Raw genomic sequence first — 23,306 nt, forward strand, 5'->3', positions numbered from 1 at the left:
CTTACCGTAGGTCCCATCAGTGAGCGTCTCCGCTGACGGCGCCGCGCAATCGGCTGGATGACGCGACGGACACGCTCCGGGCTGATCGGCGGGCATGGGGGTGCTGACGTGCTGTTCTGTCGCGTGCTCGGACCTCTCGAGGTCGAGGTGGACGGCGTCAAGGCCGATCTCGGCGGCCCGTTGCCGCGCCGGCTGCTGGCCGCGCTGCTGGCCGCCGAGGCCAAGCCGATGAGTGATGACACCCTGGCCGAGCTGGTCTGGGAGGCGGACCGCCCGGCGGTGCTCAGCAGCGCACTGCAGGTCACCGTGTCCCGCCTGCGCTCGGCGCTGGGGCCGACCGGGCGGGCCAGTCTGGAGCGCAGTCCGGCCGGATACCGGTTCAAGGTGGACGCCGAACAGACCGACGCCGGCCAGTTCGTCGCCCTGGTCGAGCTCGGCGGCCAACTGTTGGCTAGCGTGGACGCGGCGCGCGCGCTGCGGGTCTACAGCTCGGCGCTCACGCTCTGGCGGGGCGAGCCGTGGAGCGAGCTGGCCGAGGCGCCGGAGACCGCCGGCTCCCGGGTGCGGCTGCACGAGCTGCGCGAGGTCGCGCTCGAGGAGCTGCAGGCCGCGCGGCTGGCCACCGGCGACGCCGCCGGGGCGGTGGCCGCGCTGAGTGAGGCGGTGGCCGCATCGCCCTACCGAGAACGGCGCTGGGAGCTGCTGGTGCTCGGGCTCTACCGGAGCGGGCGGCAGGGCCACGCGCTGGCCGAGCTGCGCCGGGTCCGCGAGCTGCTGGCCGGCGAGCTCGGCGTCGACCCCGGTCCCGGGCTGAGGGCGCTGGAGCAGCAACTGCTCAACCACGACCCCCGGCTACTGATCATCGACTCCCCGTCGGCGGCCAGGGTGGCGGCTCCGGCCGGCTCCGTCCGAGCCGGCCCGACCCCGGCCGCCCTGGCCGACGCCGACCAGAAATCCGCTGACCTGGCATCCGCGGACCTGACATCCGCTGACCTGAAATCCGCTGACCTGGCATCCGCGGACCTGGCATCCGCGGACCTGACTTCCGCCGACCTGACTTCCGCCGACCTCGACCCGTCCAGGCTGGTCGACCGGGCCAGCGGCTACCTCGCCATCGCCCGACCGCTGTCCTCGTTCGTCGGGCGCGGGGCCGAGCTGGCGCTGCTGGCCGGGCCGCTGGCCGAGGAGCGACTGGTGAGCCTGCTCGGACCGGCCGGGGTGGGGAAGACCCGGCTGGCGTTGGAGCACCTGGCCGCAGTGACCGACAGGGTGGACACCTGGCTGGTGCGCCTCGCCGATATCGCCGCCCCCGAAGCGGTCATCGTGTCGGTGGCCAGTGCGCTCGGCATCGAGCAGCTGTCCGGTGACCCGGTGCGGGCCATCGAGCGGGCGCTGGCCGGCGCGCCCGGTCTGCTGGTGCTGGACAACTGCGAGCACCTGATCGACGCGGTGGCGGAGCTGGCCATGGCGCTGCTGTCCAACTGCCCCCGGTTACGCATCCTGACCACCAGTCGTGAACCGCTCGGCCTGGACGGCGAGCACGTCATCGCGGTCGCGCCGCTGCCCGTGACCGGTGCCAACGACGCCGACGGGACGGCGGTCACCCTGCTGCTGGACCGCGTGCGGGCGTCCCGGCCGGGGTGGCGGCCGACGCCCGACGAGCTGGCCAGCGCGCGGCAGATCTGTGCGGAGCTGGACGGGTTGCCCCTGGCCATCGAGCTCGCGGCGGCCCGGGAGCGCGCCTTCGGGCTGGCCGGCGTGGCCGCCCACCTGCGCGACCGGTTCGCGGTGCTGGGCGCGCCGCCCCGAGGGTCGCTGACCCCGCACGCCACGCTGCACGCCGCCATCGGGTGGAGTGTGGACCTGCTGGGGGCGGCGGACCGGGCGATGCTGCTGCGGCTGTGGCCGTTCGAGGGCGGCTTCTCCTGGCAGGCTGCCGAAGCGGTGCAGCCACCGGGGGCGGTGGGTCGACCGGTGCTGGCCACCCTCGCCTCGCTGGTGGACCGGTCGGTGGTGATGGCCGACACGACCACGGCGCCGGCCCGGTACCGGTTGCTGGAGACGGTGCGGAGCTACTGCCGCGACGCCGACCCGGAACCGGCGGCCACCCGGGCCGCGCACGCCGCCTGGGTGCGCACCTTCGCCGCCGAGCACATCGCGCTGGTCAGCGGGTCCCGCGCCGGGGCGGCGTTCCGGGCGCTCACCTCGGAGCTGCCGAACATCAGGGCCGGCATCGCGCACGACCTCGAACACCGCCCGGTGGAGGCGCTGCGCACCACCGCGACACTGGAGTGGCTGTGGTCGGTGGCCGGTGTGGTCACCGAGGGCCGCCAACTGATCCGCGCCGCGCTGCGGGCCAGCCCGGGCGCCGCCCCGGAGGACCAGGTGCGGGGGCTGCTGGCGCTCGCGCTGGTGGCGTTCCACGCCGGCGATCCCGCGGAGACCGTCCGGCTGGCCGACGACTCGATGGCACTGCTCGGCGACCTGGCCAACCGACACCCGCTGCTGCTCAAGGCATGGATGTTCCGCTCGGCCGGCGCGGTGCAGCTGGCCGACCCGGAGCTGGCCAGAACCACCGCCGACCGGGTCGTCGCCGAGGCGGAGCGGCAACGCGCGCCGAGGTGGATCCGCTGCAACACGCAGCTCGCGCTCGGCGCCGCACAGCTCATGCAGGGCCATCGGACCGAGGGCGAGGCGACGCTGTTGGCCGCCCGGGACCTGAGCCACCAGTGCGGCTACCGGTGGGGCCAGGGCACCACCGACCTGATGCTGGCCTGGAACCTGCTCAACGACCGCGACCTCGCCGAGCCGACGGCGCAGCAGGCACTGCGCTCACTGCGCGGTGCGCTGGCCGTGTTCCTCGACCTGTCCAACACATCGGACGTCCTCGGTGTGCTCTACGCCGGAGCGCACACGCTCCCGTACGTGGCGCGGGCGTCGGACGGGGTGCGGCTGCGCGCGGCGGTGCTGCAGCACGCCGAACGGGTCGGCACCGAGCACCGGCGCTACGTACACCTGGCCGGCGGCGGCTTCGAGCAGCGGCTGGACCTGGCGCTGACCCCGGACGCGCGGGCCACCGCCGAGCGGGAGGGGCGGGCGCTGAGCTGGCCGGCGATGCTGCGCCTGTTCAGCGACGCCACCCGCGCGCCGGAGCCGGCCGTCCAGCTGGCCAGCGCGAAGGTGGCGCCGGCCTGACGGGCGGCTACACCGCGTCCGCCTACACCCCGTCCGCCTACACCCCGTCCGCCTACACCGCGTCCGCGTCCACCGGGGCCAGCGCCGATGCGTCCAGCGCCGCACGGACCCGGCTGCCGTGCTCGGTGAGCGTGCCGTTCGGCGGTATACCGCTGACGCTGGCGATGTCCTCCATCCGCCCGATGCCGCCGACCGTGCCCCAGTAGCCCTCCTTGATCTCGCGGATCAGCACCCACACCCTGGCGGCGTCCGCATCGGTGTACGGGGTGCCCTCCACGATCAGCACCTGCTCGGTCGCCGCGCGCACCAGCCGCTCCCGGTTGACCAGTCGGAACGGGCCGGACAGCGCCGGGGACCCCTCCGGGATGGTGAGCACCACGCGGTAGACCGGCACCCGGGCCGGCCGGCCACCGACCTGGATCGCGCCGAGCGGGCGCTCGTCGAAGAAGCACCAGGCGATGGCCCGCACGTACGGGGTGTCCGGGGAGCCCTCCGCGCCCAGCAGAGCAGCGGTGAGGCGGCTGGCCAGCTCGTCCTTGGCCGAGGCGGTCAACAGCCCAGCCGGCAGGGTGATGTCGATCATCGGCATGGTTGTGCTCCTCGGCTCATGGGCACGAGGTTCCCGCGCGGGCCTTCCGGTCCGCTTTCACCTCCCGCCCCACCGGCTGCAAGGTGATCGCAAGGTGGCCCGGTCAAGGTGTCACCGGTCGCCGCTGCGCCCGGCGACACCTGTACCGCGCCCTGGAGGGGATGAACCGTGCACCCGAACACCCGACGTGTGCTGCGCACCGCGCCGCTCGCCGTGGTGCTGGCGCTGTCCGTGGGAGCGTGCGCGTCGCCGTGGGCGAGCGGGTCGAACTCCACCTCGACGAGTTCCACGGCCGCGAACAAGGCGGCGAACAGCGCGGCCGCGCCGCCGGACGGGCTGCCGCCGGCCACCGCGCTGTCGGCGACCGACCAGGCCGAGTACTGCAACAGGACGAGCCCGCTCGACGTCGCACTGCCGTCGGAGGACGGGCGCCGCCAGCCGACCGCCAACCTGATCTGTCTGACCGAAGAAGAGCGCCAGAAGCAGGCCGGGAACTGAGCCGGTGAACCCCGAACAGAACGGCACCGACATGCCTCAGCAGACCAGACTCCGCCGGCGGGCCGCGCTGGCCGCCGCGGTCGCCGCCCTGTCCGTCACGCTGGCCGGCTGCGGCTCGGCCGGCTCCGGCACCGGGGCTGCCGGCGCGGCACCGGCGGGCCCCGCGCCGGCCCTCAACGCGGCGCCACCGCTGGCCAGCGGCCTGGACCCGGTCCAGTTCTGCGCCGTCGTGGTGAAGTTGGCGCAGGCGACCCTGCAGCGGGAGTCGGCGAACCCGAACACCGCGAAGGACCCGTCGTCGACGTTCGCCGCGCGCGCGGCCGACTGGGCCAAGTTGGTCCCCCTCGCTCCGGCCGAGATCGAGCCGGATGTACAGCAGATCGCGGACGGTATGCAGAAGATCGCGTCCGGTGGGGACCCGGCGTCCATCACGCAGAGCCTGTCGGCCCCGCTGCACCGCTACATCCAGTACGGCTCCCAGCACTGCCCCAAGCCGACCGGGTGAGCGTTCCCGTTCCTCCAAGACAGCCGCCCCCGGCCTGCCCGAGGATGGCTGTCGTCGGAAGCCGGGACAGCGTCGGAAGCCGGGACAGCGGGGAGCGAACGGGATGGCGGACTGGGCGGAAGTGGTGGCGATGGCCGGTGAGCTGCCGGCCGTCGAGGAGTCGACCTCGTACCGGACGCCGTCGCTGAAGGTGGCCGGCAAGAGCTTCGCCCGGCTGCGCACCGAGGCCGAGGGCGGCCTGATGGTGCTGTGTTCGATGGCGGAGAAGGAGGCACTGCTGGCCTCCGGCGAGCCCGCGTTCTACACGACGCCGCACTACGACGGCTACGGCTCGATCCTCATCGACCTGACCCGGGTCGACCCCGAGCAGCTGCGCGAACTGCTCGAGGAGGCCTGGCGGCTCAAGGCACCCGCCAAGCTCCGCAAGGCCCACGACGCCGCGACTCAAGGCTCGTGAGTGGCGAGTGGTCCCAGGGGACCGCTCGCCACTCACGGGATTAGACCTCGTCGAACACGGTGCCCATGTCGGCCCAGACCGCCTGGCGGGTGCGCCGGATCCAGGTCGCCACCAGCAGCCCGGACACCACGATGCCCAGGCAGACCCACGGCACCATGGCGACCACCAGCGGGATCTCCGCGCCGGGGGCGGCCGGCACGAACGAGTAGTACAGGCTGCCGAACACGGCGAGCGCACCCACCACGGCGGCCAGTGCGCCGATGAGCTGGAAGCCGGGTTCACCGTCGCGGCGCCCCTCGAGCACGCCCGCCACGCCGAGCAGCAGGTACACGAACATCACCAGCGGTGTGCCGAGCCCGGCGAGAAAGGTGAAGGCGAACACCCCGCCGGTGACGCCGCTGTCGGCTCCACCGGCCAGCGCAACCTGGGTCGCCCGGCCGGTGAACACCAGCGCGGCGACGGCGAGCACCGCCCACCCGACGAGGTCGAGGCCGATGGTCCGCCACGGGGTGCCCCACCTCGGGTGCAGCACGCCCAACCAGGCCGGCAATACCCGTTCGCGGGCCATTGCGAAGAGCACCCGCGACACCGCGATGTGGACCCCGAGCGCGCAGAACAGGCTGGCCAGCGCCGCACTGGCGAGCACGGCGGCGGCGAACGTCCGGTTCGGGGCGACGGCGGCCAGCCCGGCAACCGAAGCGGGCCAGTCCGTCGCGGCCTGCTTGACTCCGAAACCGATCGACGTGGCATAGGTCACGACGAGGTAGAAGACCCCGGCGACCACCACGGACCCGACGATCGCCCTCGGTACCGCGCGCCGGGGGTCGCGAGTTTCCTCGGACAGCACCGCGCCGGCCTCGATGCCGGTGAACGACAGCATCGCGAACGCCAGGCCGAACAGGATCCCGGTCCACGGCACACCGGCAGCGGCCGGCCAGAACGCGCCTGGGTCCCAACTCCGCCCGGCGTCGGCCAACGGCGTCGTGTGGTCGATGACGCTCACCGAGGGGGCCCCGATGGCGATCACCGTGACTGCCGCGACGAGCATCGCCGCGACCGTCAGAACCATGATCACCAGCTGGGTCCGGGTGGAGGTCTGGATGTCGAACAGGCTCATCAACGCAATGACCACCAGCGCCGCGAGCGAGAACCAGTACCACGCCGGATCGGCCCCGGTGAGCAGCCCGATCAGGCTCGCGGTGAAGAACCCGAACCCGCACAGCACCGCGCTGCCCAGTACCAGGAACGCCAGCGCGTAGCACCAGCCGGCGAGGAAGCCGGTCGTCCGGTTCGCCCCGTGGGTGATGTAGGTGTAGAGCGAGCCCGCCGAGGACAGGGTGCGGGCGAACCTGGCCACGACCAGCCCCAGGCAGAGCATCCCGACCAGGCCGAAGACGAATGCCAGCGGCGTCGCCCCGCCCGCCTTGGTCGCCGCGAGGTAGGTGAGGAACGCTCCGGACATCGCCGGGGCGACCACGGACAGGCTCTGCGCGATGACGTCCGACAGGCCGAGCGACCTGTGGAATCCCTCGGGCGCGGCCGCGGCGGTCTGGACCGGCGGCTCCAGCTCAGTCGACATGGCCGTTGTCCCTGCTCGAGCAGTGCGCGCCGCCGGTGGCCGGCACGTCGAGCGTGGGGTTGCGGTCGAAGAAGCCGACCGGCTTGAGGGTGAACCCGGCGTAGTCCACCGGCATGACCGGCCAGTCCTCCGGGCGCGGGAAGTGGGTCGGGCCGAAGGTGTGCCAGACCACGATGTCCTCGCCGTCCACGTTGCGGTCGGCCGCCGTCCAGCGCGGCAGCCCGTCGCCGCCCGGGTTCTGGTTGACGAAGTCGCCGGCCGGGTAGCGCTGCGCGGGGTCGTAGCGGGTCACCCACAGGTGCCGGGTGGCGAAGGTGGCCCTGGCCCGGATCGAGGAGGACTCGTCGGCCAGCAGCGCCGGCTGGCCCTCCGGGCGCAGCGCGTAGCCGACCGGGTTGCCGAACCGGTTGAGCTTGTCCGGGTTCACGATGTGCCAGGTGCGGCCCACGCTGTTGTCGGCCAGTCGCTGCGCGTTCGACTCGCTGGTCAGCCTGGTCCGGGCGCGGCGGAACGCGTTGCCGTGCGGGTTCTCCTCGCTCATCGGGACCCGCTGCGCCTCGATCTCGTCGACGGCGTTGCGGGTGCCGTCCACGGTCATGTCCAGCCGGGCGGAGAACAGGTGCTGGTGGTACGGCGCGCCCAACCCGGGAGCGACCTCGGTGGCGTACTCGTTGCCCTCCTCCGGGTAGGCGGCGGTGAACAGGATGCCGGTGGCCTTGACCTCGCACTGGATGGTGCCGTCCAGGTAGAGGTACCAGTAGAAGCCGTAGTCGTAGTTGCCGATCGGGGTGAAGAAGGAGAACACCATCCGGCGCTGCCGGCGGGTCTCGCGGGCCTCGGTGAACAGGTCGCTGTGCTTCCACAGCACGCCGTAGTCCTCTTCGTGCATGCAGATGGCGTTGCGGATGGTCTTCGGCGCGCCCAGGTCGTCGGCGATCACCGCGTCCGTGTAGTGGATCTCCCCGACGCAGTCGCAGCCCAGCTCCAGGGAGTCGGCATAGCGGGCGAACATGTACTCGCCGCAGTCGAAGTAGTTCTGCCAGAACCGCACCGGCGACGGGTCTGCGTACGGCACCACCATCTCGGCGATCGACGCCCGGTAGACGATCGGGCGGCCGTCGAAGCTGATCTGGTGCAGGGTCAGGCCCTCGCGCTCGTTGAACCCGATCCGCAGGTCCCACTTCTCCCACTGCACGTGGTTGCCCTCGACGGTGAAGCTGGGGCCCTCGGGCTGGGTGATCTCGATCGGCTTGAGCGTGGTGCGCGCCGGCCCGGTCACCTCGGGGTCGTCGTAGTTGCCCGACTCCGCCGGCACCGGCAGCAGGCGCTGGTCGATCACCTTGGTGACCACCCGCCGGGTCAGGTCCACGTAGGCGACCAGGCCGTCCACCGGGTGCGCCCAGGCGTGGTCCTTCGGGTGGTCCTGCCGGAAGCCGAACGAGCGGACGATGCGGCGGCCCACCTCCTCCGGGTAGTCGTACACGCCGGCCGACAGCGGCACCGAACGCACCATCGCCGGGTCCAGGCCGCGGCGGCGCAGCGCCTCGGTGCACTCCGCGTTGGCGTTCACGATCTCCTCGATCAGCACGAACTCGGAGTCGATGATCGGCGGCTGGCCGGTGGTCGCCGGGTCGAGCTCGTGCACGCTGTCCACCCGCTCGTGGCTGACCGACACGACCACGTCCCGCGACGTGCCGGTGGCCAGGTCCAGCAGCACCACCCGGAACCGGCGGTCCGGCGCGGTGCCCGGCCGGTGGTCCAGCACCTCGGCCTTGGCCGGCTCCTCCGGGGCGAAGAACGCCCAGCGGATGGACTCGCCGAGCAGACCGGAACCGTCCAGGATGTCCCGGACCGCACCGACCTCGGCCTCGGTGGTCATGTCGAGTGGGTGGCCGGTGGCGGTGGTCGGTTCGGTGATCGTCATCTCGCTCCTGTCGTCGACCGGACGAAGTGGTCGGCCGACCGTCCGCTGCCGAGGTCAGACCGGCAAGGCATGATCCCACGCGAAGAGAGGACGATCTGTGGGTTGTCTCACAACCCGGGACACCCGGTTGCGGCCGTCTCGGCCCCGGGGTGAGGTGCACCCACCCGGGCGGGGGCCGGCGACGCGGCGGGCCCCGACCCATCACGCTACCGATCCGGAGCAGCAGCGGTGACCTACTCGCCCCGGGTCGCGGACCAGCTTCGCGGCCAGTCCCCGATGGCCGGCCTCGACCGGCGCAACCTCGGCCCCATGCAGGTGTTCGCCCAGTCCGTGTCCGGGGCGGCGCCGGCTGCCGCGATGGCGGTCATCCCGGCGATCGTGGCGGCCAACGCCGGCTCGGCGACCATCTGGTCACTGGCCATCGCCACCGGGCTGGCGCTGCTGGTCGCGGGGTGCATCGGCCAGTTCACCCGCCGGATGGCCGCCGCCGGCTCGCTCTACAGCCTCACCGCGAAGGGCCTCGGGGCCGGGCCGGCGCTGCTCTGCGGCACCGGGCTGATGGTCGGCTACAGCCTGCTCGGCATGGGCTCGCTGACCGGGGCGGCCATGCAGACCGCGGCGCTGCTCGCCCGGCTCGGCCTGCCCGGCGCCGGCTCCCCCGCCGTCGCGGCTGTGCTGGTAGTACTACTTGCCGGACTGGTCGCCGCCTGCACGGTGCGCGGCGTGCGGCTGTCGGCCGGGGTGGTGTTGCTGGTGGAGGCGCTGTCGATCACCCTCATGCTCGTGGTGTTCGGCGTGCTGCTGGTCAGCCACGGCATCGCGCCGGACACCCGGCAGCTCTCTCCGTCGGGCGGGCCCGGCCTGGGTGGGGTGGCCGCCGGCGTGCTGCCCGCGCTCGGTGCGTTCATCGGCTTCGAGGCCGCCGCCGCGATGGGCGTGGAGGCGCGCCGGCCGTTCCGGACCATCCCGCGCGCGGTGCGCTCGACCGCCGCGCTCACCGGCGTGCTCAGCCTGCTCGCGGCGTACACGCAGGTCGCCGGGTTCGCCACGGTCCCGGGCGGGCTGGCCGGCCAGACCGAGCCGGTGCGCACACTCGCCGCCGGCGAGCAGCTGCCGTGGCTGTCCGCGCTGCTGGACGTCGGCCTGGCCACCTCGTTCCTGGCCTGCGCGGTGGCCACCACGACGTCGCTGGCCCGGCTGCTGTTCACCATGGGCCGCGAAGGGGTGCTGCCCCCGGTGCTCGGTACCGCGCACCGCCGGTTCCGCACGCCGCACGTGGCGATCGCGGTCGCCCTGCCGGTGCTCGCGGTGGTGCCCGTACTGCTGTTCGCCGCCGGCCTCACCCCAGCGCGCGCGCTGGTGCCGCTGCTGGTCACCGCGGCGTTGGGCTACCTGCTCGCCTACCTGCTGGTGTGTCTGGCCGCGCCGGTGTTCCTGCACCGGATCGGCGAGCTCACCGCCGGCGCCGTGCTGGCCACCTCGGTGATCGTGCCGGTGCTGGTGGTGGTGCTGGCCGCGTTCGTGTCCACCGCGCCGGTCTCGGTGGCCACGCTGGTCACGATCGGGGTGCTGCTGCTCGCCGGTGCCCGGTACCTGTGGCTCCGGGCCCGCCACCCCGATCGGCTGGCCGCCGTCGGGGCGTACGACGAGACCTCCGCCGCCGACCTGCTCGCCACGCCCCCGACGCACTGGACCGCCCCGCTGCGCCGCCCGGTCGCTACGGCCGGGCCGGGGCCGGCAGCAGAACCGGGGCCGGCACCGGGACCGGACCGGCCGGCGGGACCGTCGGAGCCCGATCGGTGAGCCCACAACCGCCACCGCCCGTCCCCGGCCGCCAACCCCGGGCCGTGCGCAACGCGCTGGCGGCCCTGGCAGAGGTCGTCTCGGCCGGGCCGGGGGTGACCGCCAGCGAGATCTCCGCGGCACTGCGCCTGCCCAGGGCGACCACGTACCGGCTGCTCAACCTGCTGGTCGCCGAGGAGTACCTGGTGCGGCTGCCGGACCTGCGCGGGTTCGCCCTCGGCGCCAGGGCCGGGCGGCTCGCGGTGCCGGTCGTGCCGAGGCCGTGCACGGCCGCCCGGGCGGTGGTGGCGCACCTGCGCGGCCGGGTCCGCTGGGGGGTGCACCTGGCGTCCTTTGCGGGCGGGCAGGTCACGCTCACCGACCCCGACCCGGACCACCCGCGCAGCGAGGAACACCTGCTCGCCCGGCACCCGCACGTCTCCGCGCTGGGCAAGCTGCTGCTGGCCGAGCACCCCGACCGGCTGCCCCCGGCGAGCGAGCTGCGCCGGTTCACCGAGCACACGGTCTGCGACCCGAACCGGCTGGCGGCGCAGCTCGCCGGGATGGCCGAGGCGGGCCTGGCCAGGCAGTGCGGTGAGCTGCACCTCGAGCGGGGCTGCCTGGCCGTGCCGGTGCGCAGCCCGTCGGACGGCACGCTGATCGCCGGCCTCGCCCTGAGCGGCCCCGCGCACCGGGTGGCCGAACCCAACACCGACCTGATCGACCTGCTCAGGGCACACGCCACCCGCCTAGCCCCCCTGCTCGCCTGACCACACACCCACTTCGGTCGCCGCACACCTACCGCGGCGGGTGCGCGGCGACCGGAGAGGGTGTGCGGCGACGCGCCACGGAACGCGCGGGCCAGGGCGGCTAGGGGCGGCTAGGGGCGGCTAGGGGCGGCGGTCGGCGCAGTGCAGGGCGAGCAGGACGGCGGCGGCCTGGGTGGGCACGGCGACGTCGCGCCCGGTGAGCTCGGTGAACCGGCGCAACCGGTTGAGCACGGTGTTGCGGTGGCAGTACAGCTCGGCGGCGACCTCGCCGACCGCGCCGCTGGCGGCGTAGCGGCGGACGGTGTCCAGCAGGCGCTCGCGCTCCCGGGCGGGCGCCCCGGACAGGCCGCCGAGCACCGAGTCGACCAGCTCCGGCGCGGTATCCGCCAGCCGCCCGCCGGCCAGGGGCAGCCACGCGTCCAGCAGCTCGCACGGACCGGTGGCGCCGGGCAGCACGTCCACGATCTCGCCGGCGAGCCGGGCGCTGCGCCCGACGTTGGCCAACCCGTGCGCGACCGGTCCGACCCCGCACGGCACCCCGGCCAGCGCCGCACGCACCGGCGCCCCGGCACCGCCGTCCCAGCGCGCGATCAGCACGCTGTGCCGCCCGGTGGACTGTACGTGCGCGGTCCGCCCGTCGGCGCCGAGCCGGTCGGCGGCCCGGCGCAGCGCGCGCCCGGCGGCGGGGCTGGCGGCGGCGACCAGCAGGTCGTCGTCCACGTCCACGTCGAGGGCCAGCGCGACGTGAGCGACCTCGTCCGGATCCGGGTCCTCGGTGCTCAGCAGCGCGGCGACCAGCATGGTGCGCTCGCCCTGGCGGTCCCTGGCCAGCAGCGCCGCCTCCGCCTGGTAGCTGACCTGGATCTGCGCGGTGTACTCCTCGACCACCGCCCAGACGTCCTCCACGCGCGCCACCAGCATCGGCTCGTCGGTCGGCGCGGCACGTTCCCGCAGCGCCTCCCAGAGCACCCGGAAGTCCAGCCGGACGGCGGTCAGCAGGTCGTTCAGCGGCACTCCCCGGCGCGCCCGGTCCCGGCCGATGGACGGCCCGATGCCGGCCAGCCGGGCCGGTACGGGGTGCCCGGCGAGGCGGCGCAGCAGGTACTCGAAGGTCAGGTCGGCGTCGGTCTCCAGCCGCTCCGTCGGCACCACGCCCCGGCCGTACGGCGGGATCGCGCGGACCCGGGAGACGAACGAGGCGACCAGCGTGTCCGCCTCGTCGCGCAGCCGGCCGACCAGCGTGGTCCAGCGTTCCGCCTCGGCCGCCGTCAGATGACCCGAAGTGTGCATATGCACAATCTATTACCTGTTTTCCGTGGTGGTTTTGTCTTCCACCAAGGGCCTTCGGGGCGGACGCTCAGCCAATGCCACAGCCGATACCGCAATCGATGCAGCACTGGGATCCGCGATGCACCTGACCCCGAGGGAACGGGAACGGCTGCTGCTGCACAGCGGCGCCGAGCTGGCCAGGCGCCGGCTGGCCCGGGGTGCCCTGCTCGGCGCGCCGGAGGCGATCGCCCTGGTCTGCGACGAGATCTGCGAGCTGGCCTGGGACGGGGTGGCCTACGAGCAGGTCGTGGCGACCGCGCGCACACTGCTGCGCCCGGACCAGCTCGTAGACGGCGTGCCGGCCGCCGTGCCCACCCTGCAGGTGGAGGCGCTGTTCCCCTACGGCTCCACGCTGGTGCACGTGGACGCGCCGTTCGGGCCGGCGCCGGTGGACGGGCCGGGTGCGGTGCGGGCGGCCGACGGCGAGATCGAGCTGGCGCCCGGGCGCGAACGCGGCACCGCCGTGCTGCGCAACACCGGGCCGCTGGCGATCTGGGTGTCCTCGCACGTGCCGCTGGACCGGCTGAACACGGCACTGACGGTCGAGCTGACGGTGGAGCTGGAGACCGAGCCAGCCGCCCCGGGCCGGTACCGGCTGGACCTGCCGGCCGGCACCGCGGTGCGCGTCGAGGCGGCCGAAGCCCGCGAGGTGGCCGTGGTCCGGATCGGCGGCGGTGCCCAGTGAGCACGCTGCCCCGCGCCGAGTACGCCCGGCTGTACGGGCCGACCACCGGCGACCGGGTCCGGCTGGCCGACACCGACCTGTGGGTCGAGGTCGAGGCGGACGACACCGAGCCCGGCGAGGAGCTGATCGGCGGCTGCGGCAAGACGGCCCGGCACGGCGCGCTGGTCTCGGCCAGCGCCGGCCGCGACTCCAAGCTGGACATGATCGTGCTGGGCGTGCTGCTGATCGACCCGCTCCTCGGCGTACGCAAGACGAACATCGGGATCAAGGAGGGCCGGGTCGTCGGCGTCGGCCGGGCCGGCAACCCGGACGTGCAGGACGGTGTCGAGCTGGAGGTCGACGCGCACACCGCGATGATCACCGGTGAGGGGCTGATCGCCACCCCGGGCATCGTGGACTCGCACGTGCACCTGTCCAACGCCGAGCTGGTGCCGGCCGCGCTGTCCGCCGGGGTGACCACCGTCGTCGGGATGGGCATCGGCGGGGTGTGGGACGTCGGCGCCAACCCCCGGTACAACCTGCACACGCTGATCGAGTCCTGGGCGCACACGCCGGTGAACGCCGCCTTCCTGGCCAGGGGCTCGTCCACGTCGACGGACCTGCTGGAGCAGTCCGTGCTGGCTGGCTGCGGCGGCTACAAGATCCACGAGGACTGGGGCGCCACGCCACCGGTGATCGACACGTGTCTCGCCGTCGCGGAGCAGACCGACCTGCCGGTGGCGCTGCACACCGACACGCTGAACGAGTCCGGCTACCTGGCCGACACGCTCGACGCGGTCGGTGGCCGGACCGTGCACGCCTACCACGTGGAGGGCGGCGGTGGGCACCCCGACCTGCTGTCCATCGTGTCCCGGCCGAACGTGCTGACCAGCTCGACCACGCCGACCCTGCCGCTCACCCCGGCCACGGTCGCCGAGCTGGGCCCGATGACGCTGACCGTGCACCGGGGCCACGCGCACCTGCCCAGCGACGCCGGCATCGCGGCCAGCCGGATCCGCGAGCACGCCATCTCGGCGGAGAACTGGCTGCACGACCAGGGGGCGATCAGCATCGTCAACTCCGACTCGCTCGGCATGGGCCGGATCGGCGAGACCGCGCGGCGTACCTGGCAGCTGGCGCACGTGCAGGCCACGCTGGCCGGCGAGACCGGGGCGGAGGTCAACAACAACGCCCGCGTGCTGCGCTACCTGGCCAAGCTGACGCACAACCCGGCGGTGGCCCACGGGCTGGCCGGGCACGTGGGCAGCGTGGCGCCGGGCAAGCTGGCCGACCTGGTGCTGTGGTCGCCGGCCTGGTTCGGCGCTCAGCCCGAGCTGGTGCTCAAGTCCGGGTTCGTGGCCTGGGGCAACGCCGGCTCCGGCTCCGGGTCCACCCGGCTGACCCAGCCGCGCCGGATGCTGCCGTTCTACGGCGGCACCGGCGCCGCGTCGGCCCGGCTGGCACACGTGTTCGTCTCCGCGCACGCCGACACACCCACGCTGCCCGCCGGCCACCGCTACGCCGCGATCTCCGGTAGCCGGGGGCTGGGCTGTGCGGACATGCTGCACAACACCGCCACGCCGACCGTGGAGGTCACGCCCGAACCGGTCCCGGTGCGGGTGGACGGCCGGGCGGTCGCGCTGCACCACTCGCACACCCTGCCGCTGACCCGCCTACACCACCTGGGATGAGTACGTGAGCTTCGAAGTCGACCTACTGGTCCGCAACGCATCGATCCTGACCATGGACGAGAACCGGCCGAGGGCCCGCGCGCTCGCGGTGCACCACGGCCTGGTGTTCAACCTGTTCGACGACGACCACGCGGACGGGCTGCGCGGGCGCACCGAGATCGACGCGCAGGGCGCCACGCTGGTGCCCGGGTTCGGCGACGCGCACAACCACATGGCCGGCTTCGGGCTGGGCCTGGCGGCCGTGGACCTCTCCGGGCTGACCGCCATGGCCGAGGTCTACGCCCGGATCGCCGAGCGCGCCGCCACGCTGCCCGACGGCGCGTTCGTGCTGGGTACCGGCTACGACGACGCCGCGCTGGGCGGCCACCCGGACCGCTACGAGCTGGACCGCGTCGCCGGTGGCAGGCCGGTCTGGCTGGGTCACCGCTCCGCGCACGTGTGCCAGGTGAACAGCCCGATGCTCGCCCTGCTCGGCCTGCTGGACGGCACCGCGGTGGTACCGGCCGGCGGCGTGGTGGTCACCGACGACGCCGGCCAACCGACCGGGCTGCTGGAGGAGCAGGCGCAGCAGCTGGTCGGCGCCGTGCTCCGGCCGGTCCCGCTGGAGATGCTCGCCGGGGCGCTGACCAGGGCATCGGCGGTGTACGCGGCCGAGGGGCTCACGCACGTCACCGAGTGCGGCATCGGCGCCGGCTGGATCGGCCACTCGCCGCTGGAGCTGGCCGCCTACCAGCGGGCCGCCGATGCCGGTGAGCTGCGGGTGCGGGTCCAGGTGATGCCGTCGATGGATGCGCTGCACGCCGTGGCCGGCAGCGTCGAGGACCCCCACCGACGAGGGCTGGACCTGGGGCTGCGCACCGGGTTCGGCGACGACCGGGTGCGGCTCGGCCCGGTCAAGATCTTCATGGACGGCTCGCTGACCGCGCGCACGGCGGCCATGCACGACGTGTTCTGCGACCGGGCCTCGCACGGCTACCTGCAGGACGACCCGGACGTGCTGCGGACGAACGTGCTGGACGCGCACGCTTCCGGCTGGCGGATCGCCGCGCACGCGATCGGTGACCGTGCCATCGACCTGATCCTGGACACCTTCGAGCTGGCCCAGAAGCTGCACCCCCGCCCGGACGCCCGGCCCCGGATCGAGCACGCGGCGGTGACCAGCGCGGCGCAGGTCGCCCGGATGGGCTCGCTCGGCGTCACCCCGGTGCCGCAGGCGCGGTTCCTGTACGAGATCGGCGACACGATGGCTGCCGCGGTCGGCCCGGACCGGGTGGACCGGCTGTACCGGCACGCCAGCTTCCTGCGCGCCGGGCTGCGGGTGCCGGGCAGCTCGGACCGCCCGGTGTCCTCCGGCGCGCCGCTGCTCGGTATCCAGTCGATGGTCCGGCGGATCTCCAGCGGTGGCACGGTGATCGGCCCGGACGAGCGGGTGGACGCCCTGACCGCGCTGCGCGCCTACACCCTCGACACCGCCTGGATCGCCGGCGAGGAGCACCGGCGGGGCAGCCTCACGCCCGGCAAGCACGCCGACTTCGTCTTGCTCGGCGACGACATCACCACTATCGACCCGGACCGCATCGGCGACACCCAGGTCATCGCCACCTACCTGGCCGGCGAATGCACCCACGGCGACCTCACCCCGTGAGTGGCGGTCCGATCGGACCACTCGCCACTCACGACCTCTGAGCTGGGAGGACCTATGACGACACCGCCCTCGCCACAGCACGCCGGCGGCACGACACCGACCGGCGGGGCGGTGACGGTGACCGACGCCGAGGCCCGCAAGGTGGCCTTCGGCGCGTTCGTCGGCACCGCGCTGGAGTGGTACGACTTCTTCCTCTACGGCACCGCGGCGTCGCTGGTGTTCAACCGGCTGTTCTTCACCAGCGGCAACCCGGCGCTGGCCACCCTGGGCGCGTTCGCCTCGTTCGCGGTCGGCTTCGCGGCCCGGCCGTTCGGCGCGATCCTGTTCGGGCACCTCGGCGACCGGATCGGCCGGCGGCGCTGCCTGATCATCACCGTGACCCTGATCGGCGTGGTCACCGGCGTGATCGGGCTGCTGCCCGGCTACGTCTCGATCGGGGTGGCCGCGCCGGTGCTGCTCACCCTGCTGCGGCTGGTGCAGGGCATCGCGGTGGGCGGTGAGTGGGGCGGCGCGGTGACCCTCGCGGTCGAGCACGCCCCGATCGAGCGGCGCGGGCGCTACGCCGTCATGCCGCAGATCGGCTCACCCATCGGCACCCTGCTGTCCTCCGGCGCGTTCCTGGCGGTCTCCGCGCTGCCACCGGCCAGCTTCGACTCCTGGGGCTGGCGGCTGCCGTTCCTGGCCGCCTTCCCGCTGCTCTACATCGCGCTGTGGATCCGCCGCCGGGTCGGCGAGTCGCCGCTGTTCGAGCAGCTGCTGGCCGAGGACGAAGTGGCCAGCTCGCCGATCCGCGACGTGGTGACCACGGCGTTCCCGCAGCTGCTGGTCGGCGCCTGCGCGTGCCTCCTCGGCGTCGGCGGCTTCTACCTGGCCACCACCTTCGTGATCAGCTACGGCACCGGCACGCTGCACCTGTCCCGGTCGCTGATGCTCACCGCCACGCTCGTCGCGGCGGTGCTGGAGATCGGTGTGCTGGTGGCCGGCGGGCGGCTGGCCGAGCGGTTCGGCCCGGCCCGGATCACCGTGGCGGGCGGGCTGGTCTCGGTGCTGGTGGCGTTCCCGATGTTCTGGCTCATCGACAGCCGCGGCGCCGGGCTGGTGGTGCTCGGGGTGGCCCTCGGGGTGGCGTGTCTGTCCATCCCGTACGCGGTGTCCGGACCGTTGCTGGCAGACCTGTTCCCGGCGAAGCTGCGCTACAGCGGGCTCGCCCTGTCGTCCAACATCGCCGGCATCGTCAGCGGGTTCGTGCCCCTCGTGGCCACCGCGCTGCAGGCCGCGACCGGCGGCGGCTCCTGGTCCGCCGCGGTACTGCTGATCGTCATCGCACTGATCACCACGCTGGGCGGCGCGCTGGCGCCCCGGCTGTCGCTGAGCCGGGACGAGGTGGTCGCCGGTGGCTGAGCCGGTGGCTGAGCAGACGGCTGAGCAGACCGCGGGCGCCGCGATCGTGGCCCGGCACTGCCGCCGTGCTGCACCTGGACGTCGACCCGCTGTCCTGGAGCCGCGCGGCACCTACTGACGGGTCAGGTTCCGGTCCAGTCGGGGCGCTGCCGGGAGCCGAACAGCCGGACGCCCCGCGCGAAGTCGGCGCTGCCGTAGATGCGCTCCACCAGGTCGTCGCCCGGCGGCAGGTTCGCCCTGCGCAGCCGCGCGACCGCGCGCTTGGTGGCCCACATGGTCAGCGGGGCGTGCCCGGCCAACGTCCCGAGCACTCCGGCCAGCACCTCCTCCAGCGTCGAGTCGGCGGGAACCAGCTCGGCGACGAACCCGGCGGCGTGCGCGTCGGCGCCGGTGAGGTAGCGCGCGCGCAGCAGGAGGTCCAGGGTGCGCGCCGGGCCGAGCTGCCCGACCAGCAGGGCGTAGGTGTCCATGGACAGGCAGTTGCCCAGTGTCCGGGCGATGGGCACGCCGAACCGCGCCGACTCGGTGGCCACCCGCAGGTCGCACGCGGCGGCCAGCGCGAGCCCGCCACCGAGGCAGTAGCCCTCAATCGCGGCGACGGTGGGAACGGCGGTGTCCTCCAGCCGGCGCACCACCCGGGTGATCCGCTCTTCGTACTCGACTCCGGCCGCCCCGTCGAACCCGGCGAACTGGGCGATATCGGTGCCCGAGACGAACGCCTTGCCACCGGCCCCGCGCAGCACCAACGCCCGGATGCCGTCGTCGGCGTCAGCGGTCTCGCACGCGTCGTAGAGCCCCTGGTACATCGCGAAGGTCAGCGCGTTGTGGGCTTCGGGCCGGTTGAACGTCACCCGCAGCACCGCGCCGTCCCGCTCCACGTCCAGCTGATCCGTCATGCCGCCGCTCCTGCCTCGATCATTGCGTCGATCTCCCCGGCGGTGTAGCCGAGCTCGCCGAGTACCGCGCGGGTGTGCTCGCCCAGTATCGGGCCCGCGCCGCCGCGGCGCGCCGGGCCGCCGGACAGCCGCATCGGTGAGCCGAGCTGGCGGACCGGGTCGAGCTCGGGGTGCTCGGCTTCCCAGAAGTAGTCGCGCCGGGTGAGGTGGTCGTCGGTGAACACCTGGCCATAGTCGTTGATCGGCGCGCAGGGCACTCCCTCGGCCTCCAGCGCCGCGACCAGCTCGGCGGCGGTGCTCCCCTCGGTGACCGCCTCGATGGCCGCGACCAGCTCCGCGCGGTGGGTGTGCCGGGTGGCGGAGTCGGCGTAGCGCGGGTCGGCGAGCAGCTGGGGCCGATCCAGCGCGGTGCACAGGCCGGCCCAGGTTTTCGGGGTGATCGCGCCTAGGGTGACCCAGCCGTCCCGGCAGCGCACCGCCTGGTAGGGAGCCTGGGTCTGGTGCGCCGACCCCAGCGGCCGGCCGATCGCACCGGTGGCGAAGTAGGTGCCCGCCTCCCACACCGCCAGCGACACCCCGGCCTCCAGCAGCGACACGTCGACCCGCTGACCCCGCCCGTCCCGGTCCCGCTGGCGCAGCGCGGCGGTCACCGCCAGCGCGGTGTACAGCCCGCTGACCAGGTCGCAGATCGGCACACCGACCTTGGCCGGGTCGCCGTCCGGGATCCCGGTGATGCTCATCAACCCGGACCGCGCCTGCGCCATGATGTCCAGCCCGGGGCGGTCGGCGAGCGGGCCGTCCTGGCCGAAACCGGACGCGGAGGCGTAGACCAGCGCCGGGTACCGCTCCGCGAGCTCGTCCGGCCCGAGGCCGAGCCGGCTCAGCGCGCCGGGCCGCAGGTTCTCCACCAGTGCGTCGGCGCCGCCCAGCAGGCGCAGGAACGCACCCCGGCCGGTGGCCGATTTCAGGTCCAGCGCGACCGACTCCTTGTTCCGGTTGAGCCGGGCGAACGGCGAGCTGTGCCGCTCCCCAGCCCCGGACGCGGGCCCGGACAGGAACGGCCCGGTGGCCCGGGTCGGGTCCGGGGCGGCCGGGTTCTCTACCTTGATCACCCGGGCGCCCAGGTCGGCGAGCTGCATGGTGGCGAACGGCGCCGCCATGAAGACCCCGATCTCGAGCACGGTCAGGCCGGCCAGCGGCCCCTCAGGAGCAGACGTCATCCCCCCAGCCAACCCGGAACCACCAACAGCAGCCATGTGACGGTCGGCGCAATGGCGACCATGGAGAAGCCCCAGGCCATCAGCCGGCGGTACACGTAGTCCCTGCGCTCCTCCGGGGCGTTCGCGGTGACCAGTGCACCCGAGGTGGAGAACGGGCTGGAATCCACCACCGAGGGCGAGATGGCCAGCGCGGTGATCAGGCCGACCGCGCCGACGTGACCGGCGAGCAGGAACGGCACCGCGAGCGGGATGAGCGCGCCCAGGATGCCGGTGGTGGAGGCGAACGCGGACACCGCCGCCCCGATGTAGCAGATCACCAACGCGGCGAGCAGCGGGACGCCGGTGGTGGCCACCAGGTTGCCCAGGAACTTGATGGTGCCGATCTCCTGCAGCAGGTTGACGTAGGTGACGATGCCGCAGATCAGCAGCACCGTCGGCCAGGCGCCGGCTCGGTGAACCCGGCTCCGGTGGCCCCGGTGGTCTGGGCCCGCGCGGCGCCCGGCCCACCGCCCGGCGCCACCTCGGTGGCGGCCGACGCGGTCTCCACCGCGGCGACCCGGCCGAGCAGCTCCCGGCCGCCGAAGATGAAGAACACCACCACGTTGAGCAGCGTGTTGAAGATCAGGCTGCCCAGGAACAGGGTCAGCGGGCTGCCCGGCAGGTTGCTCTTCGCCACCACCCCGTTGGTGATCACGCCGAAGATGCTGAGCGGGGAGAACCCACCCGCGCTGGCGCCGTTGATGATGGACAGCCCCATCAGCACCGGGTTGATCCGGTGCCGCACGGCGAAGCTCAGCCCGACCGGCGCGATGATCGCCACCGCCGCGGGTACCACCGCGCCGAACGCGGTCAGCATGGTCCGGATGCACGCGGTGGCCGAGGAGATCCGCGACCTGGTCACCGAGTTCGGCGGCGCCAACTCCTCCGAGCACGGCGACGGGCTGGCCCGCAGCGAGTTCAACCGGCAACTGTTCGGCGACCAACTGTACGAGGCGATGCGGCAGGTCAAGGGCCTGTTCGACGCCGATAACCGGATGAACCCTGGCAAGATCGTCGACTCGCCGTCGATGACCGAGCACCTGCGCGACGCCGCCCTGCCGCCGGCGCCGCCGCTGCGCACGATGCTGGACCTGAGCCTGGTGAGTGGCGGCGCCGACGGGATGCGCGGCGCCGCCGACCGGTGCATGAACATCGGGCTGTGCCGCAAGACCGACGCCGGCGTGATGTGCCCGTCCTACATGGCCACCCGGCGCGAGGAGGACTCCACCCGGGGCCGGGCGAACGCGCTGGTCAAAGCCCTGACGATGGCTGACCCGGCGGCGGCGCTCGGCGATCAGCGGCTGCACGAGGTGCTCGACCTGTGCCTGATGTGCAAGGCGTGCAAGAGCGAGTGCCCGCTCGGGGTCGACCTGGCCACGCTGAAGAGCGAGGCGCTGCACCAGGCCCACCAGCTACACGGCACTCCGCTGCGCTCCCGCGTGTTCGGTGCCATCCGCGCGCTCAACCGGCTGGGCTCGGCGACCGCGCCGCTGTCCAACCTGCCCGGCCGGCTGCCGGTGGCGCGGCGGCTGCTCGGCCGCGCACTGGGTATCACGCCGAGCCGCCCGCTGCCGACGTTCGCCCGCGCCACGCTCCCCCGCTGGTTCGCGCGCCGAGGTGTCGTGCGTGGCAAGCGTTGCTCTGACAACGCTAGCCACTCAGGACCTCTGACCTGGCTGGTTGACTCGTTCACCTCGTACACCGAGCCGGCCGTCGGGATCGCGGCGATCGAGCTGCTGGAGCGGGCCGGGTGGGACGTGCGGCTGGCCGACGGAGGCTGCTGCGGGCGCGCGGCGTTCTCCAAGGGGTTGCTCGACCAGGCGCGTAAGCAGGCGTCCGGGCTGGTCGACTCGCTGGCCGGGTCCGACGGCCCGATCGTCGGCGCCGAGCCGTCCTGCCTGCTCACCCTGCGCGACGAGCACCGCGCGCTGCTCGGTTCCGACGATCCGCGAGTGGCGGACGTGGCCGGTCGCGCCCAGCTGTTGGACGAGCTGCAGCAGATCGCGCACGGCACCACCCGCCGCGCCTGGCACCCGGTCGAGCTGATCCGGGCCGCGCTGGCCGACTGACCTGGTGTGCTGAGAGTCCCGACTCGGTGTGCTGAGAGCCCCGACTCGCGGGGAGCTTGGAACTCGCGCGGAGTCGGGCTGGTCAGCGGCGGGAGTGCTCCGGGCTGAGCACGTCCGGCTCCGGGGTGGCCAGCGCCAGCCGCAGGAAGTGCTGCACCTGCGGCGACGGGCGGTCCCCCCGCCGGCGCAGCACCGCCGTCTCGGCCACCGGGACGTGCCGCGCCAGTGGGCGGACCACCACGTCCGGCCCGGCCACCTGGCGCACCGAGGCGGGCAGCACGGACACCCCGAGCCCGGCCCCGACCATCGCGGCCGCGGTGTGCATCAGTTCGACCTCGCGCAGCACCGGCTCGAAACCGGACAGTCGGCAGGCGTTGAGCAGGTGCGGCCGCAGCCCGCCCCAGACCGCGCGGGTCGGGGTGAGGAACGTCTGGTCGGCCAGTGCGGCAAGGTCGACCCTGTCGCCCACCGTCGCGGCCAGCGCGGCCGGCAGCACCGCCACCAGCGGCTCCCGCTGCAGTACCGCGACGTCGAGATCCTGGCCGTGTGTGGCGCCCACCCCGGGCGGCGGCAGGTGCAGCAGGCCCAGGTCGGCGCGGCGGGCCCGGACATGCTCCACCACGGCGTCCGGGCCGCTCTCCAGGAAGTCGATCACGACGTCCGGCCGGTCCGCGTGGTAGCCGCGCAGCAGCGGGGCGAGCACCGTCCAGGCGGTGGCCGAGACGAAAGCGACGGTCAGCCGGCCGACCCGGCCCTCTCCCAGCCGGCGCACCGAGTCGGTCGCGGCGTCCATGCCGGCGAGCAGCCGGCGGGCGTGTTCCAGCAGGTGCGCCCCGGCCTCGGTGAGATCCACCCCGCGCCGGTGCCGCACCAGCAGCGTCACCCCGAGCTCGTGCTCCAGGCGGGCGAGCTGCGCGCTCAGTGGCGGCTGGGTCAGGTGTAGGCGGCTGGCGGCCCGAGTGACGGAGCGTTCCTCCGCGACGACCAGGAAGTAGCGCAGCTGCCTCAGATCCATAGTTCATCGTATGGCTAGCAGTCGAAACAAGTATTGGA

The 23,306-nt window shown here is 73.6% G+C and carries 20 protein-coding genes; 11 read left to right on the forward strand and 9 right to left on the reverse strand.

Annotation, left to right across the window (positions count from 1 at the left end):
* The first annotated feature begins 108 nt into the window (after positions 1 to 108).
* On the forward strand, positions 109 to 3,195 hold the full coding sequence (locus ACTXG6_RS45430) for an AfsR/SARP family transcriptional regulator (protein WP_445185487.1): 3,087 nt from the start codon (positions 109 to 111) through the stop codon (positions 3,193 to 3,195).
* A gap of 52 nt (positions 3,196 to 3,247) precedes the next feature.
* Here the strand turns inward: ACTXG6_RS45430 and ACTXG6_RS45435 are convergent, their stop codons facing one another.
* Positions 3,248 to 3,784 carry a tautomerase family protein gene (locus tag ACTXG6_RS45435; protein ID WP_445185488.1) on the reverse strand — a complete coding sequence of 179 codons (537 nt, stop codon included), beginning with the start codon at positions 3,782 to 3,784 and terminating at the stop codon, positions 3,248 to 3,250.
* A gap of 168 nt (positions 3,785 to 3,952) precedes the next feature.
* Here ACTXG6_RS45435 and ACTXG6_RS45440 point away from each other — a divergent pair, with 168 nt between their 5' ends.
* The 3 genes from ACTXG6_RS45440 to ACTXG6_RS45450 all read left to right on the forward strand — a co-directional run bounded on the left by ACTXG6_RS45440 (position 3,953) and on the right by ACTXG6_RS45450 (position 5,244).
* Positions 3,953 to 4,282, forward strand: coding sequence for a hypothetical protein (locus ACTXG6_RS45440; protein WP_445185489.1), 330 nt, complete (start codon positions 3,953 to 3,955; stop codon positions 4,280 to 4,282).
* A 4-nt stretch (positions 4,283 to 4,286) separates the two neighbouring features.
* Positions 4,287 to 4,787 (forward strand): hypothetical protein, encoded by a 501-nt coding sequence (locus ACTXG6_RS45445; RefSeq protein ID WP_445185490.1) that lies wholly within the window; start codon positions 4,287 to 4,289, stop codon positions 4,785 to 4,787.
* 103 nt (positions 4,788 to 4,890) lie between these two features.
* Entirely contained in the window at positions 4,891 to 5,244 is a 354-nt protein-coding gene (locus ACTXG6_RS45450; protein ID WP_445185491.1) for an MmcQ/YjbR family DNA-binding protein, read from the forward strand.
* Between the two features lie 40 nt (positions 5,245 to 5,284).
* Here the strand turns inward: ACTXG6_RS45450 and ACTXG6_RS45455 are convergent, their stop codons facing one another.
* Together ACTXG6_RS45455 and ACTXG6_RS45460 are read right to left on the reverse strand one after the other, a co-directional pair.
* The gene (locus ACTXG6_RS45455; RefSeq protein ID WP_445185492.1) at positions 5,285 to 6,823 is read right to left on the reverse strand and encodes an APC family permease; all 1,539 of its coding nucleotides are present in this window, start codon (positions 6,821 to 6,823) and stop codon (positions 5,285 to 5,287) included.
* Entirely contained in the window at positions 6,813 to 8,747 is a 1,935-nt protein-coding gene (locus ACTXG6_RS45460; protein WP_445185493.1) for a primary-amine oxidase, read from the reverse strand. The genes ACTXG6_RS45455 and ACTXG6_RS45460 overlap by 11 nt, the downstream gene beginning before the upstream one ends.
* A 228-nt stretch (positions 8,748 to 8,975) precedes the next feature.
* Here ACTXG6_RS45460 and ACTXG6_RS45465 point away from each other — a divergent pair, with 228 nt between their 5' ends.
* On the forward strand, positions 8,976 to 10,550 hold the full coding sequence (locus tag ACTXG6_RS45465; RefSeq protein WP_445185494.1) for an APC family permease: 1,575 nt from the start codon (positions 8,976 to 8,978) through the stop codon (positions 10,548 to 10,550).
* Entirely contained in the window at positions 10,547 to 11,299 is a 753-nt protein-coding gene (locus tag ACTXG6_RS45470; protein WP_445185495.1) for an IclR family transcriptional regulator, read from the forward strand. Before ACTXG6_RS45465 ends, ACTXG6_RS45470 begins: the two co-directional genes overlap by 4 nt.
* A gap of 120 nt (positions 11,300 to 11,419) precedes the next feature.
* Here the strand turns inward: ACTXG6_RS45470 and ACTXG6_RS45475 are convergent, their stop codons facing one another.
* Positions 11,420 to 12,589 carry a PucR family transcriptional regulator gene (locus tag ACTXG6_RS45475; RefSeq protein WP_445185496.1) on the reverse strand — a complete coding sequence of 390 codons (1,170 nt, stop codon included), beginning with the start codon at positions 12,587 to 12,589 and terminating at the stop codon, positions 11,420 to 11,422.
* A 118-nt stretch (positions 12,590 to 12,707) separates the two neighbouring features.
* Here ACTXG6_RS45475 and ureA point away from each other — a divergent pair, with 118 nt between their 5' ends.
* The 4 genes from ureA to ACTXG6_RS45495 are packed head-to-tail and all read left to right on the forward strand — an operon-like array spanning position 12,708 to position 18,029.
* Positions 12,708 to 13,313: an urease subunit gamma gene (ureA, locus tag ACTXG6_RS45480; RefSeq protein ID WP_445185497.1), complete on the forward strand. Its 606-nt coding sequence runs from the start codon at positions 12,708 to 12,710 to the stop codon at positions 13,311 to 13,313.
* Positions 13,310 to 14,983: an urease subunit alpha gene (locus ACTXG6_RS45485; protein ID WP_445185498.1), complete on the forward strand. Its 1,674-nt coding sequence runs from the start codon at positions 13,310 to 13,312 to the stop codon at positions 14,981 to 14,983. Before ureA ends, ACTXG6_RS45485 begins: the two co-directional genes overlap by 4 nt.
* A gap of 4 nt (positions 14,984 to 14,987) precedes the next feature.
* The gene (locus ACTXG6_RS45490) at positions 14,988 to 16,628 is read left to right on the forward strand and encodes an amidohydrolase (protein WP_445185499.1); all 1,641 of its coding nucleotides are present in this window, start codon (positions 14,988 to 14,990) and stop codon (positions 16,626 to 16,628) included.
* A 54-nt stretch (positions 16,629 to 16,682) separates the two neighbouring features.
* Complete coding sequence (locus tag ACTXG6_RS45495) at positions 16,683 to 18,029, forward strand: MFS transporter (protein WP_445185500.1); 1,347 nt, start codon at positions 16,683 to 16,685, stop codon at positions 18,027 to 18,029.
* A gap of 122 nt (positions 18,030 to 18,151) precedes the next feature.
* Here the strand turns inward: ACTXG6_RS45495 and ACTXG6_RS45500 are convergent, their stop codons facing one another.
* The 4 genes from ACTXG6_RS45500 to ACTXG6_RS45515 are packed head-to-tail and all read right to left on the reverse strand — an operon-like array spanning position 18,152 to position 21,001.
* Positions 18,152 to 18,925 carry an enoyl-CoA hydratase gene (locus ACTXG6_RS45500; protein ID WP_445185501.1) on the reverse strand — a complete coding sequence of 258 codons (774 nt, stop codon included), beginning with the start codon at positions 18,923 to 18,925 and terminating at the stop codon, positions 18,152 to 18,154.
* Positions 18,922 to 20,145, reverse strand: coding sequence for a CaiB/BaiF CoA transferase family protein (locus ACTXG6_RS45505; RefSeq protein ID WP_445185502.1), 1,224 nt, complete (start codon positions 20,143 to 20,145; stop codon positions 18,922 to 18,924). The genes ACTXG6_RS45500 and ACTXG6_RS45505 overlap by 4 nt, the downstream gene beginning before the upstream one ends.
* A complete protein-coding gene (locus ACTXG6_RS45510) occupies positions 20,142 to 20,576 on the reverse strand; it encodes a hypothetical protein (RefSeq protein WP_445185503.1) in 435 nt (144 codons plus the stop codon). The genes ACTXG6_RS45505 and ACTXG6_RS45510 overlap by 4 nt, the downstream gene beginning before the upstream one ends.
* Positions 20,567 to 21,001: a hypothetical protein gene (locus ACTXG6_RS45515; protein WP_445185504.1), complete on the reverse strand. Its 435-nt coding sequence runs from the start codon at positions 20,999 to 21,001 to the stop codon at positions 20,567 to 20,569. Before ACTXG6_RS45515 ends, ACTXG6_RS45510 begins: the two co-directional genes overlap by 10 nt.
* Here ACTXG6_RS45515 and ACTXG6_RS45520 point away from each other — a divergent pair.
* Positions 20,955 to 22,253 (forward strand): (Fe-S)-binding protein, encoded by a 1,299-nt coding sequence (locus ACTXG6_RS45520; RefSeq protein ID WP_445185505.1) that lies wholly within the window; start codon positions 20,955 to 20,957, stop codon positions 22,251 to 22,253. The two genes, ACTXG6_RS45515 and ACTXG6_RS45520, sit on opposite strands and share 47 nt — an antisense overlap.
* Before the next feature lie 82 nt (positions 22,254 to 22,335).
* Here ACTXG6_RS45520 and ACTXG6_RS45525 read toward each other — a convergent pair whose 3' ends face one another.
* Positions 22,336 to 23,268 (reverse strand): LysR family transcriptional regulator, encoded by a 933-nt coding sequence (locus tag ACTXG6_RS45525; protein WP_445185506.1) that lies wholly within the window; start codon positions 23,266 to 23,268, stop codon positions 22,336 to 22,338.
* Positions 23,269 to 23,306 lie beyond the last annotated feature (38 nt).

The sequence above is a fragment of the Pseudonocardia sp. Cha107L01 genome, assembly GCF_052566575.1.

Coding starts and splice junctions, on each gene's coding strand:
- ACTXG6_RS45455 (WP_445185492.1), bottom strand. CDS start 6,823: ATGTCGACTGAGCTGGAGCCGCCGGTCCAGACCGCCGCGGCCGCGCCC.
- ACTXG6_RS45505 (WP_445185502.1), bottom strand. CDS start 20,145: ATGACGTCTGCTCCTGAGGGGCCGCTGGCCGGCCTGACCGTGCTCGAG.
- ACTXG6_RS45450 (WP_445185491.1), top strand. CDS start 4,891: ATGGCGGACTGGGCGGAAGTGGTGGCGATGGCCGGTGAGCTGCCGGCC.
- ACTXG6_RS45435 (WP_445185488.1), bottom strand. CDS start 3,784: ATGCCGATGATCGACATCACCCTGCCGGCTGGGCTGTTGACCGCCTCG.
- ACTXG6_RS45475 (WP_445185496.1), bottom strand. CDS start 12,589: ATGCACACTTCGGGTCATCTGACGGCGGCCGAGGCGGAACGCTGGACC.
- ACTXG6_RS45515 (WP_445185504.1), bottom strand. CDS start 21,001: ATGCTGACCGCGTTCGGCGCGGTGGTACCCGCGGCGGTGGCGATCATC.
- ACTXG6_RS45525 (WP_445185506.1), bottom strand. CDS start 23,268: ATGGATCTGAGGCAGCTGCGCTACTTCCTGGTCGTCGCGGAGGAACGC.
- ACTXG6_RS45460 (WP_445185493.1), bottom strand. CDS start 8,747: ATGACGATCACCGAACCGACCACCGCCACCGGCCACCCACTCGACATG.
- ureA (WP_445185497.1), top strand. CDS start 12,708: ATGCACCTGACCCCGAGGGAACGGGAACGGCTGCTGCTGCACAGCGGC.
- ACTXG6_RS45495 (WP_445185500.1), top strand. CDS start 16,683: ATGACGACACCGCCCTCGCCACAGCACGCCGGCGGCACGACACCGACC.
- ACTXG6_RS45500 (WP_445185501.1), bottom strand. CDS start 18,925: ATGACGGATCAGCTGGACGTGGAGCGGGACGGCGCGGTGCTGCGGGTG.
- ACTXG6_RS45520 (WP_445185505.1), top strand. CDS start 20,955: ATGATCGCCACCGCCGCGGGTACCACCGCGCCGAACGCGGTCAGCATG.